The following is a 17,640-nucleotide window of genomic DNA, read 5'->3' as shown; positions in this document are numbered from 1 at the left end:
GCGCCGAAATAACCGATCGAGAACGATTGCAAATTAGCAGGAAAAACTCCCGCTAATTTGCAAAATGAATGGCAGTTGAATCGCATTAAAAGGAATTTCTCCCGTTAATTTTCAGCATTCATGCCATTTTAGGCAAGAGACGATAAATTAACGGGAGATATTCCAGTTAAACTGAAAAAGTCGCTAAATCCGTAAAATTAGCAGGAGCTTTTTCTGTTAATTGTTAAATCATATTTCATCTTACTTCTAACATCACCCTTCACTCGTCACTAATACCCCTCGAACGGTAATCCATCTATCTAATCTCAGCTCCCGAATCACCAACAAGGAAACCACCCAACCCCGAACTACACAATTAAAACATTTTACATATCATGTTTTATCGCTTAGGTTTTTCGTGAACCCCAAAGATGCGTAACATCCCGTTATTTTTGTCATAATAAACATTATTCCCGCGAATTTATCGCCGTGCAGAAGGGAAGATGTCGAATCTTCTACTAATTGTCACGCTGATCGCCTTGACTCGTTCAAACCGCCTTATATATAATTACTACATAATTTGAGGGAGGCTCGGTAATGACTAAGCAAAATGAAATCATCGTTGTTCTGGATTTTGGAGGACAATACAACCAACTGATAGCGCGCCGTATTCGTGATTTGGGCGTATACAGCGAGCTGTTGCCTTACAACACGTCGGTAGAACGGATCCGCGAATTGCAGCCGAAGGGCATTGTATTCTCGGGAGGACCGGCCAGCGTTTATGAAGAAAATTCACCAATGGTAGACCCGGCTATTTATGATCTGAACATTCCAATTTTCGGTATTTGCTACGGCATGCAGCTTATGTCGCATCAGCTTAATGGTAAAGTTGAGCGCGCAGGCAAACGTGAGTACGGCAAAGCCGAGGTTGAATTTGTGGAAGGCTCCCGCATCGGCTTTGGCTTGGACAAAGTCCAATCCGTTTGGATGAGCCACGGCGACCATGTTGTTGAGCTGCCTGCTGGCTTCCAAGTGGATGCAAGCACGGAGCATGCTCCTGTTGCGGCAATGAGCAACCCGGATCGCGAGTTCTATGCGGTTCAATTCCATCCGGAGGTTCGTCACTCTGAATTCGGTAATGAAATGATTCGCAACTTCCTCTACAATATTTGCGATTGCGACGGCACTTGGACGATGGAATCGTTTATTGAGGATGCCATTCGCGACATCCGTAACGAAGTTGGCGACAAAAAGGTGCTATGTGCGCTTTCCGGCGGCGTAGATTCTTCCGTTGTAGCGATTCTGCTTCACAAAGCGATCGGCGATCAGCTTACTTGTATGTTTATCGACCACGGCATGCTGCGCAAAGGCGAAGCCGAGGGCGTAATGGATACTTTCGTGGGCAAATTCGATATGAAGGTTCTCAAAATCGATGCGCAGGAGCGTTTCCTAGGCAAGCTTAAAGGCGTAGAAGACCCTGAGCAAAAACGTAAAATTATCGGTAACGAATTTATTTATGTGTTCCAAGAAGAGTCGGATAAATTGGATGACTTTGAATTTTTGGCACAAGGTACGCTTTACACGGATATCGTTGAGAGCGGTACGGCTACGGCGCAAACGATCAAATCTCACCACAACGTTGGCGGCTTGCCAGAGGATATCAAGTTTAAGCTTGTTGAGCCACTTAAAGCGCTGTTCAAGGATGAGGTTCGTAAAGTCGGCGAAGAATGCGGACTGCCAGAAGCAATCGTATGGCGTCAACCATTCCCAGGTCCAGGTCTTGCCATTCGTGTCCTTGGTGAAGTAACGGAGGACAAGCTTCTGATTGTCCGCGAATCCGATGCGATTTTGCGTGATGAAATTGCGAAAGCAGGCCTTGACCGTGAAATTTGGCAATACTTCACTGCGCTTCCAAACATGAAGAGCGTAGGCGTTATGGGCGATGCGCGTACGTATTCGTACACTGTGGGCATCCGCGCGGTTACTTCCATCGACGGCATGACTGCAGACTGGGCACGTATTCCTTGGGATGTGCTCGAAAAAATCTCCGTTCGTATCGTAAACGAAGTAGACAACGTTAACCGTATCGTCTATGACGTTACGTCGAAACCGCCTGCTACAATTGAGTGGGAATAGGCTGGAAATAATTAATGTCGTCAATCGCTCGGAAGCCATGATTTATAAGGCTTTATGAAATTGATGGCATTGATAATTGACGTACACCTGCAACAATAGAGTGCAAAAAATTACTCTCTTTTATCTGCGTTGTTTCGCAAATAGAAGGGAGTTTTTTTTATGACCAAAATCAAAGAATTAATTGAGGATTTTAGACTAAACCAAGAAATCTTAGGCAGGGAAAAGAGATATGTTGATCTTTGTGTGTTTCGATTGTATAGATGGGAAAAGTTTACGGATAACGAATTAGGTGTTACTGAAACGGAGGATGTTACACAGCTTCATATCAAGAAGTTTATACAGGAGCGACAACGTGAAGGAAGTGAAGTAAACAGGACGTTGAATAATAATATTGCCAGTTAAAAGTGTTCTTTCAGTATTTGGTGAACGAAGAACTTATTGATGAACAAGCAAATCCCATGCGGAGGATTAAAAATCTCAAGGAAGAGAAAACAGTCATTGTCACGTTCAATGATGATGAAGTGTCGCGGATAATTAATGACCTTAAAGAAGAAATTTATTCCAATGTACGCGACAAGCTGATTCTAATCATGCTATTCGATACAGGAATTAGAGTGTCTGAACTGTGCAATATCAAAAACAGCGACAAAGCAAGGAGATACATTCTGATGCATGGGAAAGGTTCTAAACAGCGTCTGGTGTACATTAGCAATATCATGCGGAAATACATGAGAAGGTATGAAGGATTAAAACAGGAACGATTCAAGAAAAGATCACAGGATGAAATCAAAGTTTATTATTTCCTAGATCAATCCGCTGTAAAACTATCTCGGTCACGCATCAATAAGATTTTGAAGGAACATTGTAATAATGCTGGAGTCAGAAAAGAAGTCAGGTGTTCACCACATGATTGCCGTCATTATTTCGCACTGAAGCAGTTAAGAAATGGAATTGATATTTATAGTTTGAGCAGATTAATGGGACATTTTGATACTCAAATAACTTCCAAGTATTTAAGGGGATTAGAGCAAGAGGATATTTTACAGATAGGTCGATTGCACAGCCCTCTGAATGGATTAAAAATTAAACAAGGTTCAATGGAGAGGTTATAATGGCAAATCTTTATAACATATATCTTGACGGTGCCACAACCCAACACCTTCTACAGATCACCAGAAGGCATTGTAGGCTCGCTTTAGAGTGTGGACGCTTTAAACCATCCTTCCCGACCGCCGCGAGCCATTAGAGCCGAAATAGTGTGTTTAAGGACGGAGAGGGATGCAATCCTGAATCCGCAATCTTCAAAAGTAGGTACTGCGTCATGACTGATATTCATGAATAGCATAGCCTGATTAAGCGGTCGTACTTCGCAAGAATTATTAATGAGGGCAATCGATTGTTATTTTGATTACAATGTGCTTCTTACATTGCAGAATAAACAGCTTAATAAACGTAAGGCGAGTGTCATTCGGCACTCGTTTTTTTTTATTATTACTTATAATTACTCCGAACTGAATTAAAAGATAGTGAAATTGCACATACTAAGGAGTTAATCATCAAGCCCAAAATCTACCATGTTTAGCCAATGTCTTATCGACTCATCATAGGGTTGTAATAAAGCACGAAAAGAACACATTGATTTCTTACACATCTTATTAAGGAGTGGAGATGTAATGGATTACTATTTTGAAGCGCTCGTATTGATACCGAAACAACACAAAAAGAACGTGTACTCGTATGTAGTTAAACTGATTACACCTTACCGTACGAAAGAAAATGTGCAGTTTAATCCATTCAAAGATAATGAACCTAAATGGAGTTTTGCAAATATGGAAATTGATTTGTGGAAAGTAGAGGATGTTAAGCAATCAAATCAATGTATTTTATACCAGATGCAGTTGTTACACCTGATGGTTTATGGCGATCGGCTGATGATTTTCAAGATTTCTTAACAAATGAAAAAGATGAAGGTTTTATTTTGCAAGAAACAGCAGATGAGCAGTGGTTTGCAGAAATTGGAAGGATTCTGGATAATCATTCCGATTGCTTGGTAGCAGAATTGGATATGAGATTACAATTATAAGAAAAGGAGGACGAATTTACATTGCCCACTGACACAAAAGAAATAAAGAATGTATATGTTTTCGTCTATTCAAAACTTGTAAAAAAACTTGAAAAAGCTGTACTCATAGATGAAACTGGAAGTGGGCAACTTAGTATACTTGATTTTGAAGCAGCTTTGGGTAAGTCAGTTGAAACTGAAAGAATAATTAGGTCGAATTTGGCTGGCTTCACCAATCGAGATCAACGAAATTTTCTTGTAGTAAAGCGCTTTCGCCGAGATGTGCTTCAACTCGGTAGTCACACAGATATTGATAGTCGAAGAATATTGGGCATCAAATCGGATAATTGGAAGGATTGGATATTACATTGCTTCCCTTTGAGTGTTGTAAGTACCGCTTGCACGTTGATTACCAGCAACAACATTTGCCCATTTGTCACCGCGAGGAACTGTGTGAATGCTTTTTCTTGTCATATTCTACGAACTCCCTTCAAATTATTGTTGGAAAGCTGGCTTCTTTAATGCGATTGCGGAAATAATGGCCATGCTGGTGACGATTCCAAGAATAAAACCATCGAATCGCTCTTTGCCGTAACAACTTAAAATATTCTTGGCTTGTCCTCCTTTATTGAAATTCAACATATAGATCGAAAATTAAAGTAGACACTATATGTTGTGTTTATTATAACCCATTTTTTTCTATGCAACAACCGTTCTTAATAGTTATGCCGCGCAAACAATGTTATAGTTATCGCGATAAAAAACACTTGTTATTGAGCAAAAAAGCTGGCAAGAACGTTGATATATCAAGGATTTTGCGATAGTGAAACACGATAACAATTTTTCCAGCGATACTTGCATTAAAGATAGAAGAAAAGAAAAGCAGGTAGTAAGCCCTGCTCCAGACGAACTTTACGCATAAATTTTTCAATGCTCTCTTACGTACCTAGCGCTGTTATCAACTTTAATTAAGTCGGAAGTGTAATTTGTTATTTTGCAAGACCTCCGAACTCTCCAAAGAGCCTAATCATCACTTTATGCTGTTTGTTGATACATTCAAACATTTGGAACGCTCTATGTAACCTTCCTTTTATTTCAAATAATTTAACCCTATTTACAGTTTCTTGGTAAAAGTATATAATATGCAATAACGAGAAGCACTCGTAATTAGCGGCAATCCGCTTTATTACGATGTGCTTTTTTATTTTTATTAGGTGGTGAGGTAAATGTCAGGAATAATTATCACGTCAGATCAGCAACTACTAAATTAAGGATAGCCCTGGACATTCAGGGGGATTTCTGATATTCTGATAAATATGCAATAGAGGAATGTAAGGAGGAATAGACTTGAAGCCTATTGCTATTGATCTTTTTTGTGGTGCCGGTGGCATGAGCGAGGGTATTCTTCAAGCTGGATTTCATATAGTTTTTTCAAGTGATATAAATGAATTTGTTGAAAAAACATATACTCATAGACATGAACAGTTAGGTCTAATACAGGGTGAGAATACCTTTTTTAAGAGAGCCGATATTAGGGAGTTGTCGAAAGACGTTATTTTCGATTCAATTTCACAATTAAAGATTTACAAAAACCAACCTTTGCCGGAAATTGATGCAATTTTTGGTGGCCCACCTTGTCAAGGATTCAGCAGGGCAGGACTAAGAAAAAAAGATGATCCGAGAAACATGCTCTTTAAGGAATATATAAGAGTTATAAGCGAGATTCAACCGAAATATGTTGTGATGGAGAATGTTGAAGGATTCCGAGATACTCGATTGGATGGATTTATTGGTGTTACAGGCAAAGTTTATCCTGACAACAGTCTAGTCCCTGATTTATTAAAGAGTGAACTCAAAGAAATAGACTATTCATATTTAGAACCAGAAAGTCTTGATGCGTCTGATTTTGGAGTACCACAAAGACGCAGAAGAGTAATATTTCTTGCATATCGTACCGGGCAGAGAGCCCCAGTATATCCTGAACCGACTACTCTAAGCGAAGAATCAAAAGTGTCAGTATTAGATGCTATTGGAGATTTAATAAAAGATGAAAAATTAAAAACAAGTTTGAACTTAAAGGTCAGCCAATATCAAAATGATTCAATTAAAGGAAGAACACGTACAATTACAGGGGAGAGAGTTAATTATGATCGTATAATTCGTAATCACGATCTAGCTAATCATAATGACTTAATAAAACAGCGGTTTTCCTTATACCAAGAAGGCGAAACAACTTCAAACTTAATAAAAAGAATCAAGGCTCAAGGTGTCAACCTTAATGAATATCCACTTTTATTGCAGGACTGTTTGCAGAAGGTGCAGGATTTAGTATCTAAAGAAGAACTTGTTATGAAGTTCAGTCAGGGGGACGTAGATCAAGTTTTACTTGAAGCATTGATAACAAAGAAAAGTAATCGTTATCGTTATTTAAGCGATAGTGTGGCCCCAACAGTAGTTACTTTGCCAGATGATTTCCTTGTTCCACTCGAAAACAGGATACCTACAGTTAGAGAACTTGCAAGGTTACAGTCTTTTGATGATAACTTTGAATTTCTCGGCAAAAGGACAACAGGTGGTCAAAGAAGAAGAGAAGAGGTTCCACAATATACCCAAGTAGGTAATGCTGTTCCACCTTTATTGGCTAAAGCAATCGCAAGCGAAATCAAAAAGGTGCTTGTGCAAAAAGAAGTACACCTAGTAACTTAACTAAGTGTACTTCTTCTTTTTTTACAACACTTCTTGTACGTACTTGAAAAGTCGTAGAAGGTATTTTTTATTGTCCAAGCGCCATAAAAAACCATGATCCTTGACTTTTCCATCTGGCTTTTGATTAATAGCAAAATCAAGCCCAATTATGTTTTCCTTTATCATGTCAATAAATTCAGTGAATTGAACATCTTGGCAATGAACAATGGAATCATAATGAAATTCCTCATTGCCATCTCTAACCCTTGAATGTGCAGTTACAAAGACGCTTTCCTTGTGTTTGCTCTCGAGCGCTTCTTTCAGGTCATTTATGTTGTAGTAAACTATTCGCTCACCATTTCTACAACCGTAAATAATACCTTCGGATTCATCTATTTCAAGATTCCATCCATATGGGTTGGGAACGACTTTGATGGTACAATACAAACCGATCCGGTTTCTTGATGGGTCGTCTATACCGTATTGTTGGATTAACCCTCTTCGATCTCTGGCTTTACCCCAATTGGGGATTAGGGAAAAGAGGGTTTGTTTCCCGGTTTGCGATTTTCTTCTAGCTTTAACTTGTTTTGAGCGAGATGTTTTAATTTCGATCCCTTTGTAATCAGGGGCTCTGTCCGAATTGGCATCTATTCCGAGTAGCGTTTCGAATGTGAAGCCAATACCGGTATCTCCTGTTCTTAAACTTGTCACGTAATTCATTTGACTAATGACTTTTATTTTGTCAACCAGTTCATCAAGAGCAGATTGTGTCTGAACAAATAAGCTGGAGAACGGTAGGATAGATGCCCCTGCAAAAATTCCATCACTCTCACTTAATTTGAATAGCTTACCTATGTCCCGGTAATTGCTATCCTGCGGAGAAATGACTAAACATTCGTACTCATACCCTCCTTTTAATTTTGCGACAACAACAAGCGAACCGGGTACTTTGTTGTTTAATAATTCAGGAGAGAGTGAAGTCATTCTTCTTTCGGGGTAACGATGATAATGCTTCCATTTGCTTTCCTTTCTGTCCCAGCCAGCTGCTTCCTTCCAATAGGTCACTATAGGTTCTTCATAGTTAATTGGAGCGCCGGGAACAAAAGAAGGGAAGTTAGGAAACATCCAGTATGCAAATACAGGGATAAGCACACCATGTCGGCCACTATCGTCATTCGGGGTTAATACTTTGCAAAAAACATCCTCAATCTGTGATTCTGATCTAAATAAGTTCACTTGTCAGCCCCTCCTAATCTTCGTCAAAGGTAAGCAAGATTGATAATTCTACCTCGAACACGTTGGATAACTTAACCAATGTATCCAAGCATGTATTTTCCTCTCCATTCTCAAGGCGGCTAATGTATTTCGAGGAAAGCTGGGCCATTTCAGCTAATGCACTTTGTGTCAATCCTTTTGCCTTCCGCAAGTTATAGACATTCAAGCCTAACTGATATTTCACATTGTGTAGTGTATACATTTTCCATCACTCCTTGCTTGTGCCTTTAGAATACCCGGTTAAGTTCCAGTATAAAACTACCTATAGGTTGAATTTTTTTGGAGAACAGGGCTTTAATACTCATCTTCTAAATAATATTATCAGATGAAATAATGAGAAATATTTGACAATTCATCTGATAATACGTGATTCTAAACATATAAATTAATCTGATAATACATAACAAAGTGGGTGTATGAGTGATAGACTATCATGCCGACTTTCAGACGTGGTTACAATACGAGGACAAGGGTGAAAAAACAGTACGCTCATATGGTAGTGAATTAAAGAAATTCATAACTTGGTATGAACAGACGGAAGGAAAGGTTTTTAACACGAACGAAGTTACACCGATCTTAATAATGGATTATCGGTCATATCTAATGAATACTTTGGAGCAGAAGCCTGCGACCTTTAATAAAGCTATCGCCGTACTAAAGACGTTCTTTAGTTGGGCTGTTGAAGTCGGGCATGTAGATATAAATCCAGCGATCAAAGTAAAAATGAAACGTATCCAGCAAATTAATGCCCCAAAATGGCTAACTGAACAAGAACAGAACAGATTGTTGTATGCGCTGGAAATCGAAAAGAACGAGATCAAGCAGGCGAGGGATAAAGCCATTGTTGAAACGATGCGATTGGCAGGTTTAAGGGTTGAAGAAGTCAGCGATCTGAAAATTGACCATGTTGATTTCAAACAGGGTTACATAACAGTTGTTGATGGTAAAGGTGGGAAGTACAGGTCGCTGCCCTTACATAATGATTTGAAGAAGGCGCTAAAAATTTGGATTTCATATCGCTTGGAAAGCCAAAAAGAAATACATAGGAGAAGTCCATATATGTTCGTCTGAGCGATCGGGGCAAATAACAACTAGAGCCATTGCTTTTATGGTTGACAGTTATTTTGAGCGCTGTGGGCTGTTGGAGAGATCAGAAAAGGGAGTGAAATTGGAAGGGCAGCACTCATGCTATTCGTTAAGACACCTATTTTGTAAGAGCCTTGTCAATGCAGGGGTACCAATTCAGAACGTAGCTAAACTTGCTGGACATGATTCAATTCAGACAACATTAAGGTATGTAGAGCCATCGCGGCAGGATTTAAGGAAAGCTATCAATTCGATATAGTAAAACAAAAACGATCAACTGACGACAATCCGCCTATTAAAAATTGGAGAGTGTTAAAAATGACTAGAAAAATCTATGTAGTCGAATTGTCCGAAACAGAACAAAATGAGATTGAAAGCAAAATAAGAAAATTGCTCACGTCCGAAGGATTGACTAAAGATGAAATCGAAGAAGCAATTCAAAACGCACTAGATAGCAAGATTGCGGACATTCAGCACGTATTGTAACAGGTATTTAGAGTTAGAATTTACGGAAGAAATAAACTTGATATAAATTTAACTGACGAGCGCCAATAAAGAAGGCGCTTTTTCTTTTTTATATATTAACTTAAAAAGATACTTAATAAGTAAATATTGAAGTGTTATTTAAATAGTGCTATTGTTAAAGTAATAAAATTATGGTGGGTGATTAGCTAATGAACAATCTGCCCCAAAGGGTCGAATTGCTACGTCAGATGATTGAAGAAAAGGTTAATGAAAGAAACTCATTACGAAGTAAGATGGAACAAATTCAAGTCGAAATAAGGCAAAATGATACGGCTATCAGTACATTTCAAAATGAGTTGGAAAAATTAACAGGTGAAAAAGCTGCTGTAACTCAAACACTTTTAAGGGGTTCAGAAATTGGTGATGCGGCTATCAAAGCATTAAAGATATTGGGCGGTCAAGCACATTATCAAGAGATCAAAGAAGAGATTGAAAAGCGTCAAGTTATTAGCGGTATTAATGACAAAAGTAAAGCAGATTCAGTTTGGAATCACCTTAACAAGAGTGAATTGGTAATAAAAATTGGTAGAGGACGCTTCCAACTAAAATAAGGAGGATAATATGTTTGCAGAACATAATATGAATGACGTTTCACAAATAGAAAGTTTTGTAAATGACTGCGAAGCTTCTCTTCTTGATTCAATGAATGTAAATGTTTTTACGTATCCGAAAAAGCTATATAGTGCAAAAGGTATAAAAAAATGGGAAGGGTCTGAAAAAGATATTGACTCAATAAATGAAGTAATATTAAATTCGGTTGCTGGAAGTAGTGGGGTTTATGCGTTGTTTACTCGTAGAACAGTAAATGAGAAATGGATATTAAGATATATTGGACATACCAAGGGAGGGAGTAGTTCTCGCCAAAGAATAAGGAACCATCTTGTCAAGAAAAACAAAGGCACTGGTGCGAAACTAGATTTAGTAAAGGAAGCTGTTCTTGAAGGTCAGGAGATTGGAATATCATTTGTCAAGACAAAACCAGATTATTTAAGATTGGCTGTTGAAGCTATCCTAATTGAAAAACATAGTAATATATTAGTTTGGAATACCAGAGGGAAGAAAGTTAAACCATCCAATTAAGGATGGTTTTTTTATAAAACGATTGTTTTAGCTAAGGGGGGCGTGCCTTTTTACCGTTTGTTGGGAAGTTGGTTTCCAGAATGGGATAGGCGCTTCCGAAGATCAAGCCAAGTAAGAAGATTTGAATTACAACTATCAAATTGCATGGTAAAATTAGGATTAAAGAACTAATCCATTAATTCGGAGTGATAGGCATGTATAACGGCAAGTATTCAACTTTAACTGATTACCTAACGCGGCAAATTGCAGCGAAAAACAAATCACTAACCTTAGCAGAAATCGAAGATATATTGCGCTTCAAACTCCCAACATCAGCATACAAATACAGCGCATGGTGGGCAAATGAAGAGGATGGAAACCATTCTCACGCTCGCTCATGGCGATCTGCTGGCTGGAAAACAGCAGATGTGGTGCTTGGCAAAAGAGTGACTTTCATTAAAGAGTAATTCAGCAATGTAATTTATGTATAGGGATTGGTATATACGAAAACTATTGAACAAGAAATAGAACAATTAAAATATGAATTGTACGATAAATCGTTCTCCAAGAAGGATTACTTAGAAAATACATCCGACTGGGAGTTGTTAAATGAAATCGAAATAAACGGATGCGATTACCGCTTGTATAGATATTTTTTCTTTAATGAAAGCAAGTTATCCATTTATGTAAATCATGATATTGAGTATGTGTTAAAAGATGAAGACTCTTATTACGAATTTATTGCTGACTTAAAGAAACAGACAAACGTATTAAATACATGGATATTTCAAGTAAATCCCAAAAAGTTCAATATTGACGCTTATCTTTCAGATAGAAAGAATATATTCTTACCAGTTAATCAGAAGCACTTCATTGACAAACTTCAGATTGGTGATGAGGTATTTATCTGGCGAGCCGACGGAGGTAAAAAAGGAACAGGCGGCATCATTGCAAGAACAATCGTAATAGGTTCCCCAGAGGAATACGAAGATGATCTTACTGATATGCAATATGCGGAGGAAGGGCTTCAAATGTTTATACATATTCCGTTGGAAGTTCATGAAACCAAGATTTATCAAGGCTTTATCCAACGAACCGTTTTGCTTGAACATGATGAACTTTGCAATTTACGTATTTTGAAAATGGCGAATGAAACAAACTATCTATTAGATAAGCGTCATGCGGAATTATTACGTCAAATATGGTTTAACAAAAAAAAATTGACAATATTTCCGCCACTAGAACCAAAAGACAGAGATCGTGAATATAAGAAGTATCCAGAACAGTTAAGAGATCGGGTTGTTTACGAATATATAATTGGCGGCAATTCTCACCGATGGCTAGATAAAAGCATATTGGGTGAAAATGCAGATTATTCAAAAGGTTGGTTCTCAATGGGCATTCTCCATCATCTTGGGTTAGTTGATGCTCACAAAGGTTTCTTCAGCGAAACGGATATTTCTTCAGCGGTAGATCATCTTTCGACAGGAACAGGAAGATCAATACATATTGTTATAATTGCTTCTTTATTGCGATATTCTGAAAATCTGTATCAAGAAGATACTGACTTCTCAACAGATGAAGAAGGTGAAGAGTATCCAGAGGGCAAAGTATATTATCGACTTCATCGCATGAGAGAGCGTAAACCGAGAGTAGTGAAACAAGCAAAGGCTCTATTTTTGAAGAAGCATGGACGCTTATATTGTGAAGTTTGTGAGTTTGATTTTACTGCTGTTTATGGAGATCGGGGTAAAGATTTCATAGAAGGTCACCACAAGAAGATGGTTTCCGAAATGAAAGCAGGAGAAACAACCAAGGTAGAGGACTTAGCGCTGCTGTGCGCTAATTGTCACCGCATGATACATAAGAAACCACTTGCTACTGTAGAACAACTCGCGGAAATTGTGAATGGAAAAACAAAGACTTCTGTGTAAAGGTTTTATTGGCAGCAATAAGTAACGTATATAAATATTAATTTATTGCTGATCTAAAGACTTAAGGAGAGGAAAATATGTTTGAGCGCTTCTGGACAAGAAATGATGCAGATGCGAACGGAAAGTTTACTACTTGGTGCAATGAAAATCCTAATGGCTACGTCTTTAATTTCTTCAAGGGTACAGATAAACAGAATGAAATGAATATCATACACCGAGTAACATGTTCAAGACTACACGCCAGAGGAACGAAGGCGAGGTATGAAAAAGTGTGTTCAAATAACCTACAAGCATTAGATGGCTTTGCAGACGAGTATAGAGGAATTGAAAGATGGCGGCATTGTCTAGGTTCAGATTGCTTTCCTGAAGAAAATAAAAATAACGGAGGACTTTAAATGCCAAAGGTTTATATCATAAACACAAATAAGACCCATAATCCTAATGATGAACCACTAATGCTTCAAAACGAAAAATGCGCGGCTTACTATACACCTTGGAAATACTACATAGATACAATAGAAGCAAACGATATTGTATATTTATACAGCAACGACACAGGAATTATTGCAAGAGGGATAGCCACAGGTATTGTCGAAACGGCAGATTACAATGGAGATGTAAACGAGGAGCACTATATGAATCTCAATCGTTTTGAAAGGTTGGCTACGCCTTTAAGAGCGGATGAACTAACTTCTGTAATAAGAAGTGTTGCAGGGAATGATTATAAAATTCAATGGAACCAAACAATGATCTTGGTTGCTTATCCTTTTGGGCTAAAGGTTTGGCAATATATTACGAAAAACTGTATCTGATCTATTTTAGTTTTATGCCGCAAAGATAACTCGATTTAATAACCGACAATGCGAATGTTCTGGCCGCTACTCAATGCAGTGTTTTTTTCTTTCTTTTGAATAAAACGAATGTTTTAGCTAAGAGAGGCAGATCCGCAGGCAAGAGTGCAACTATATCTTAAAGAAAACTAATAAGCCGATTTAATTACTGATGTTCAGTAACAAATCGGCTTATATTTATTCAATACATCGTTTAATCATTAATTCAACGTATTCATGTCTGATCGCCCTCTGTTTCTTATCCATGTTGCTATTTTTCGCAGCTGCTACATAATCCCCCGGTAAAGAAACACAGAATTGCTCGAGTTCTGTGTTAAGTTTGCCAATATCGATATGATCAAGATATTCGTAATTAAGAAGCAGGGCTAATAATAATGTAAAAGCGTTGCTTCTTAGCAAGAAATATTTTTTCTTTCGAAAACCGGGAACCTCTGGGATCGTTATTTTATTGAATATCTCAATGGCTTTATCGAATTTGATGAAAATTACACTTTTTTGATTCAATACATCAGAGGTAAGTCCTTCAATTTCTTCATCATCAAGAACTCTTCCGTGAAACTCTTTGTTCATCACTATACCTATTAAATCAATTACATCCTTGGTATTTATGTTTCGTTTAATTTGTTGAATGCTATAGATTTCCTCGTTTAAAAAGAATGATTTAAATTTAGAGAAGTCTTTCTTTTCTGCCCAATCCTTAAATTCTTTTGTAATAAAGGGATTTTCTCTGAAATTTACTAGGCTTTCGACAACTACTTCATTTTCGTCAGTATCATCACTTATCTCATCGTCTGCTTCTTCTCCATTTTGGGCAGAAGAGGTTAACACTTTATCGTTGCTAATTAGGCGTGCAAGAAAAACAAATTCGTTGTCAGAAAACTTAGAAAGAGTCTTTTCGGTGCTTGTTAATTCATAGTTGCCAATATTTAACCGTTGGAAAATCTTTGTTATCTCGGCTATATCTTGTTCAGGATTATACTTTAATCTAACGGTGCCGATTTGATACTTTGAGAAATTTAATTTCTCGTCTTGCTCTAGTCCCTTATATTGCTTTCCGTCGACTTCTAAGTCATTATTTAGAAATTTCTCTACAGTCCTCATTCGTTGCTGTCCATCAATTATATGTAAGTATTTGACGTGTGTGTCCAAATCTATATCGCCTTCGGCAACAAAAATCATTGGACAAGGTAAACCAAGTAGTATTGTTCTTATAAATTCCTTTTGGTGTTCTGTGTCCCACACAAAATTACGCTGATAGTATGGGTCGTAAATAAGAGTTTTATTGTTCATTTTTACAAATAATTCACCTAACGACTCTGATTTAATCTCAAACTTCTCGTTTAAGTCCATCTCTAACTTCCTCCATATCATAAAATTCACGAATTTGTTTGCTTAAACGTAAAATAAAACTTATTTCATTCAAATAAATTGCAGCAGAAATTTTAATACCATAATCAGCCTTCATATCTTTTGAAAAATCATCGAATATCTTTCTATCTTTATAGCATCCAAGGCTATCTGGCCTAATAAATCCTGACATTATATTTTTTTTATAATATTCAAAGTAATTAAACTGCCTACCAGCTCTGTCGACAAAAGGCGACTTGAACTTATTTCTTAACGCAAAGTTTTCAGTTTCAATAAGTGTGTTCGTAGAGAGTTTGTTAAATAGATCAGAGTCAATAATTGCTAGATCAATATCAGAGGTATCTTCTACATATTTGATCTGTCCATTATTATTTTTATCAATAAAGCTAAACCCTTGATGTTTAGAACCAATCACCTTTATATAATGGAAGGAAGTCCCAAACCTCCTCTGGGCTTCTTTAATTATATTCCCAAGTTGATCATGGTCGACATGTAGTGTGGGATAGATAAAATATAGTCTTTTTAAATAATCATCTAGGTTGTTTGTCTGGTTTAATTTGAAATATTCGATAGTTTTACCAACGTAAGAAGGTTTTGATGCTATTTCTTCTTCCAAACTCATGCTTTATCTCCAACCCCTTAATTCGTAGTTTAGCTGCTAATCACTGGAAATTCTATATTATAACTTAACATAAACTACAACATTATTAAATGCTTTCAGTCATTAGATTAATCAGGTTTCCAAACCTTATCTTAAATATTAACTTATGTGATCTGCTTTGAGATTTTAATTGAAATAGTCCGTTTTGCCCGCTACAATTGATATATAAAATAACGCAATAACTGAATAGTAATTAACTCTATTGAAATACACAGTAGGTATCCGCGCAGTTACATCCATTGGCGGAATGACCGCTGACTGGGCACGTATTCCTTGGGATGTGCTTGAGAAAATCTCCGTACGTATCGTAAACGAAGTAGACAACGTTAACCGTATCGTCTATGACGTTACGTCGAAACCGCCTGCTACGATCGAGTGGGAATAGCATTAACGAGAAAAAGCCGCTGAGACATGTCTGAGGCCACTGAAGAACTCGCGCATTCAGTTTAGATGGTTGTTCATTTACAAAAAGAAGACATCGCCCACTCGGGAAGATGTCTTCTTTTGCTGTATTTGGTATTTAGGGACGTCCAGTTTCAATCGTTGAGCTTCAAAATTCGCTTTAGATTCACTGCAAAAATCGCCATCGCTCCTTGAAGTTCCATTCCTAATAGACCCGAGGATGTGGCTACATCGTACCCGTGTCTGTGCTTCAGTTCACTGTTTTTAGCTTCAATCTTGTAACGTTCCTTCGACTTCGCTTTGAAATCTTCACTCTCTTGAAAGGTTATTTGCTCGGAATGTTCGTCGGACTTTATGCTGACGGAATAGCTTTTCGTCCCCCCCTTCCTTGTAGCACCCTTCCCGAAGAGGACAGCGCTCGCACTTGGACACATCAAAATAGAAGGTTGTCACCTGGTTTTGCCGACGCCCTTTTTCCCTTGCCGAGCTTTCCGCATCGCCAAATGACCGGCTTTACACACATACATACCTGCGTCTTTGTTGAACTCAAACTCTTCTTCTTTCTTTCGGTTCCCTTGGATAACCACGGGGTTTAGTTTGGATATAGTTCAATATCGTTTGTCTTGCTGTAGATGAGATTGTCCTTTTCTGAGTACGCCATATCGCCAATCACCGTTCGGACATCCATGCCTACGGCTATACTTTTTTCAATGAGTGTTTGCAACTGCTTAACGTCGTTCTTTTCACCTGTTGTGACGATGGCTGCTGTAATAATACGTTCTTCTGTCATAGCTAGATGTTTCTTGTAGTCAAAGAAAGAGGAGTCCGCACTCTTGTGCCCAACCCGCGCATCAACATCCTCCGAAATTCGAAGCTGCTCTACATCATCTTGAACGGTCTCCTTCAACAGGTTAAGCGGTTCCAGAAGTTTGGAAACTAGCGGAACTCTTAACTCATTTTCTATGGTGTGGATGAGTTTTTGGCAATAGCTGAGCTCATCTTCTAAAGTGGTGCTGGTATTTTTAGCAGGAAGCTTGCCCTTTAGGTTTTCGTCTAGGGTGTAGAGAGTATTGCGCACCTTGCGTGCACGATCCTGTAGAATTTCTTGAGGAGACTTCTGGTTGTAGCGTGCTCTCATGTGGGTAGCATCGACAATAATAGACGTACTCTTGAGGATTTCCTTCTCAATGGCAAGTGACACGGTTTTCTCAATGAGCAAATCCAGCAAATTCAAATCTTTTAAACGAAGTTTTCGAAATTTGGTTAAGGAACTAGGATCCATAACGGGGTCTTCTGGGGCCATTCCCAGAAAATATTTGAAGGACATATCGTACCGAGATCGCTCAACTATGTCGACATCGGACATATCGAAAATAGCCTTCAGCAATAAGTATTTAAACATTCGGATCGGATCAATGGCATTACGACCGTTATCGAGGCAGTAATTGACTTGAAGTTCTTCGTATATGAATGAAAAATCCACGAGTTCATTAATTTGTCGAAGCAAATTATCTATAGGTACAATCAAATTATAGAGTTCAACATAGGACTTAACACCAAAGCTTGTTGTTTTTGAATCATTCGACTCACCCTTATTCCAATGATACTAAAAGTATA

At 38.0% G+C, this 17,640-nt stretch carries 19 protein-coding genes and 2 pseudogenes; 15 read left to right on the top strand and 6 right to left on the bottom strand.

Translation table 11 applies throughout. The annotated features are described in order from the left end of the window. The first annotated feature begins 576 nt into the window (after positions 1 to 576). The 4 genes from guaA to A7975_RS33770 all read left to right on the top strand — a co-directional run bounded on the left by guaA (position 577) and on the right by A7975_RS33770 (position 4,198). Positions 577 to 2,115 (top strand): glutamine-hydrolyzing GMP synthase, encoded by a 1,539-nt coding sequence (guaA, locus tag A7975_RS21615; protein WP_053372707.1) that lies wholly within the window; start codon positions 577 to 579, stop codon positions 2,113 to 2,115. A 159-nt stretch (positions 2,116 to 2,274) separates the two neighbouring features. Continuing rightward, complete coding sequence (locus A7975_RS35050; protein WP_255314427.1) at positions 2,275 to 2,517, top strand: hypothetical protein; 243 nt, start codon at positions 2,275 to 2,277, stop codon at positions 2,515 to 2,517. Positions 2,518 to 2,537: 20 nt separating this feature from the next. Continuing rightward, positions 2,538 to 3,227 (top strand): tyrosine-type recombinase/integrase, encoded by a 690-nt coding sequence (locus tag A7975_RS21610; RefSeq protein WP_255314513.1) that lies wholly within the window; start codon positions 2,538 to 2,540, stop codon positions 3,225 to 3,227. Positions 3,228 to 3,991: 764 nt separating this feature from the next. Further along, positions 3,992 to 4,198 (top strand): hypothetical protein, encoded by a 207-nt coding sequence (locus A7975_RS33770; RefSeq protein ID WP_141680384.1) that lies wholly within the window; start codon positions 3,992 to 3,994, stop codon positions 4,196 to 4,198. Between the two features lie 342 nt (positions 4,199 to 4,540). Here the strand turns inward: A7975_RS33770 and A7975_RS35505 are convergent, their stop codons facing one another. Then, positions 4,541 to 4,651: a DUF2188 domain-containing protein gene (locus tag A7975_RS35505; RefSeq protein WP_082198368.1), complete on the bottom strand. Its 111-nt coding sequence runs from the start codon at positions 4,649 to 4,651 to the stop codon at positions 4,541 to 4,543. An 873-nt stretch (positions 4,652 to 5,524) separates the two neighbouring features. Between A7975_RS35505 and A7975_RS21595 the strand changes: the two genes are divergently transcribed. Continuing rightward, positions 5,525 to 6,883 carry a DNA cytosine methyltransferase gene (locus A7975_RS21595; RefSeq protein ID WP_082198367.1) on the top strand — a complete coding sequence of 453 codons (1,359 nt, stop codon included), beginning with the start codon at positions 5,525 to 5,527 and terminating at the stop codon, positions 6,881 to 6,883. A gap of 21 nt (positions 6,884 to 6,904) precedes the next feature. Here A7975_RS21595 and A7975_RS21590 read toward each other — a convergent pair whose 3' ends face one another. Together A7975_RS21590 and A7975_RS35500 are read right to left on the bottom strand one after the other, a co-directional pair. After that, positions 6,905 to 8,098 (bottom strand): MvaI/BcnI family restriction endonuclease, encoded by a 1,194-nt coding sequence (locus A7975_RS21590; protein ID WP_065386507.1) that lies wholly within the window; start codon positions 8,096 to 8,098, stop codon positions 6,905 to 6,907. Between the two features lie 13 nt (positions 8,099 to 8,111). Further along, positions 8,112 to 8,339, bottom strand: a complete 228-nt coding sequence (locus A7975_RS35500; protein ID WP_065386506.1) for a helix-turn-helix domain-containing protein — start codon at positions 8,337 to 8,339, stop codon at positions 8,112 to 8,114. A gap of 218 nt (positions 8,340 to 8,557) precedes the next feature. On the opposite strand from A7975_RS35500, the gene A7975_RS21580 reads away from it, so the two are divergent. The 9 genes from A7975_RS21580 (at position 8,558) to A7975_RS21550 (ending at position 13,553) form a co-directional block, all read left to right on the top strand. Continuing rightward, complete coding sequence (locus tag A7975_RS21580) at positions 8,558 to 9,208, top strand: tyrosine-type recombinase/integrase (RefSeq protein WP_082198366.1); 651 nt, start codon at positions 8,558 to 8,560, stop codon at positions 9,206 to 9,208. A 37-nt stretch (positions 9,209 to 9,245) separates the two neighbouring features. Beyond that, the gene (locus A7975_RS35495) at positions 9,246 to 9,482 is read left to right on the top strand and encodes a tyrosine-type recombinase/integrase (protein WP_082198365.1); all 237 of its coding nucleotides are present in this window, start codon (positions 9,246 to 9,248) and stop codon (positions 9,480 to 9,482) included. Between the two features lie 59 nt (positions 9,483 to 9,541). Continuing rightward, positions 9,542 to 9,709: a hypothetical protein gene (locus tag A7975_RS34275; RefSeq protein WP_176707780.1), complete on the top strand. Its 168-nt coding sequence runs from the start codon at positions 9,542 to 9,544 to the stop codon at positions 9,707 to 9,709. Between the two features lie 188 nt (positions 9,710 to 9,897). Further along, positions 9,898 to 10,299 (top strand): hypothetical protein, encoded by a 402-nt coding sequence (locus A7975_RS21575; RefSeq protein ID WP_065386505.1) that lies wholly within the window; start codon positions 9,898 to 9,900, stop codon positions 10,297 to 10,299. 10 nt (positions 10,300 to 10,309) lie between these two features. Further along, positions 10,310 to 10,828, top strand: coding sequence for a GIY-YIG nuclease family protein (locus A7975_RS21570; RefSeq protein ID WP_065386504.1), 519 nt, complete (start codon positions 10,310 to 10,312; stop codon positions 10,826 to 10,828). A 194-nt stretch (positions 10,829 to 11,022) separates the two neighbouring features. Next, positions 11,023 to 11,274, top strand: coding sequence for a DUF7662 domain-containing protein (locus A7975_RS21565; RefSeq protein WP_065386503.1), 252 nt, complete (start codon positions 11,023 to 11,025; stop codon positions 11,272 to 11,274). Positions 11,275 to 11,301: 27 nt separating this feature from the next. Further along, the gene (locus tag A7975_RS21560) at positions 11,302 to 12,741 is read left to right on the top strand and encodes an EVE domain-containing protein (protein WP_065386502.1); all 1,440 of its coding nucleotides are present in this window, start codon (positions 11,302 to 11,304) and stop codon (positions 12,739 to 12,741) included. A 77-nt stretch (positions 12,742 to 12,818) separates the two neighbouring features. After that, on the top strand, positions 12,819 to 13,136 hold the full coding sequence (locus tag A7975_RS21555) for a hypothetical protein (protein WP_065386501.1): 318 nt from the start codon (positions 12,819 to 12,821) through the stop codon (positions 13,134 to 13,136). Then, a complete protein-coding gene (locus A7975_RS21550; RefSeq protein WP_065386500.1) occupies positions 13,137 to 13,553 on the top strand; it encodes a hypothetical protein in 417 nt (138 codons plus the stop codon). Positions 13,554 to 13,769: 216 nt separating this feature from the next. Here A7975_RS21550 and A7975_RS21545 read toward each other — a convergent pair whose 3' ends face one another. Continuing rightward, positions 13,770 to 14,942: a DUF262 domain-containing protein gene (locus tag A7975_RS21545; protein ID WP_065386499.1), complete on the bottom strand. Its 1,173-nt coding sequence runs from the start codon at positions 14,940 to 14,942 to the stop codon at positions 13,770 to 13,772. After that, positions 14,920 to 15,582, bottom strand: coding sequence for a hypothetical protein (locus tag A7975_RS21540; protein WP_065386498.1), 663 nt, complete (start codon positions 15,580 to 15,582; stop codon positions 14,920 to 14,922). The genes A7975_RS21545 and A7975_RS21540 overlap by 23 nt, the downstream gene beginning before the upstream one ends. Positions 15,583 to 15,829: 247 nt before the next feature. On the opposite strand from A7975_RS21540, the pseudogene A7975_RS33250 reads away from it, so the two are divergent. Beyond that, a pseudogene (locus A7975_RS33250) lies at positions 15,830 to 16,006 on the top strand (GMP synthase (glutamine-hydrolyzing)); the annotation flags it as partial. A gap of 151 nt (positions 16,007 to 16,157) precedes the next feature. Here A7975_RS33250 and A7975_RS21535 read toward each other — a convergent pair. Further along, positions 16,158 to 17,604, bottom strand: a pseudogene (locus A7975_RS21535) (IS1182 family transposase). Positions 17,605 to 17,640: the final 36 nt, after the last annotated feature.

Source organism: Bacillus sp. FJAT-26390 (assembly GCF_001682865.1).
Lineage (GTDB): Bacteria > Bacillota > Bacilli > Paenibacillales > Paenibacillaceae > Pristimantibacillus.
This window is presented reverse-complemented; position numbering and strand designations above follow the sequence as displayed.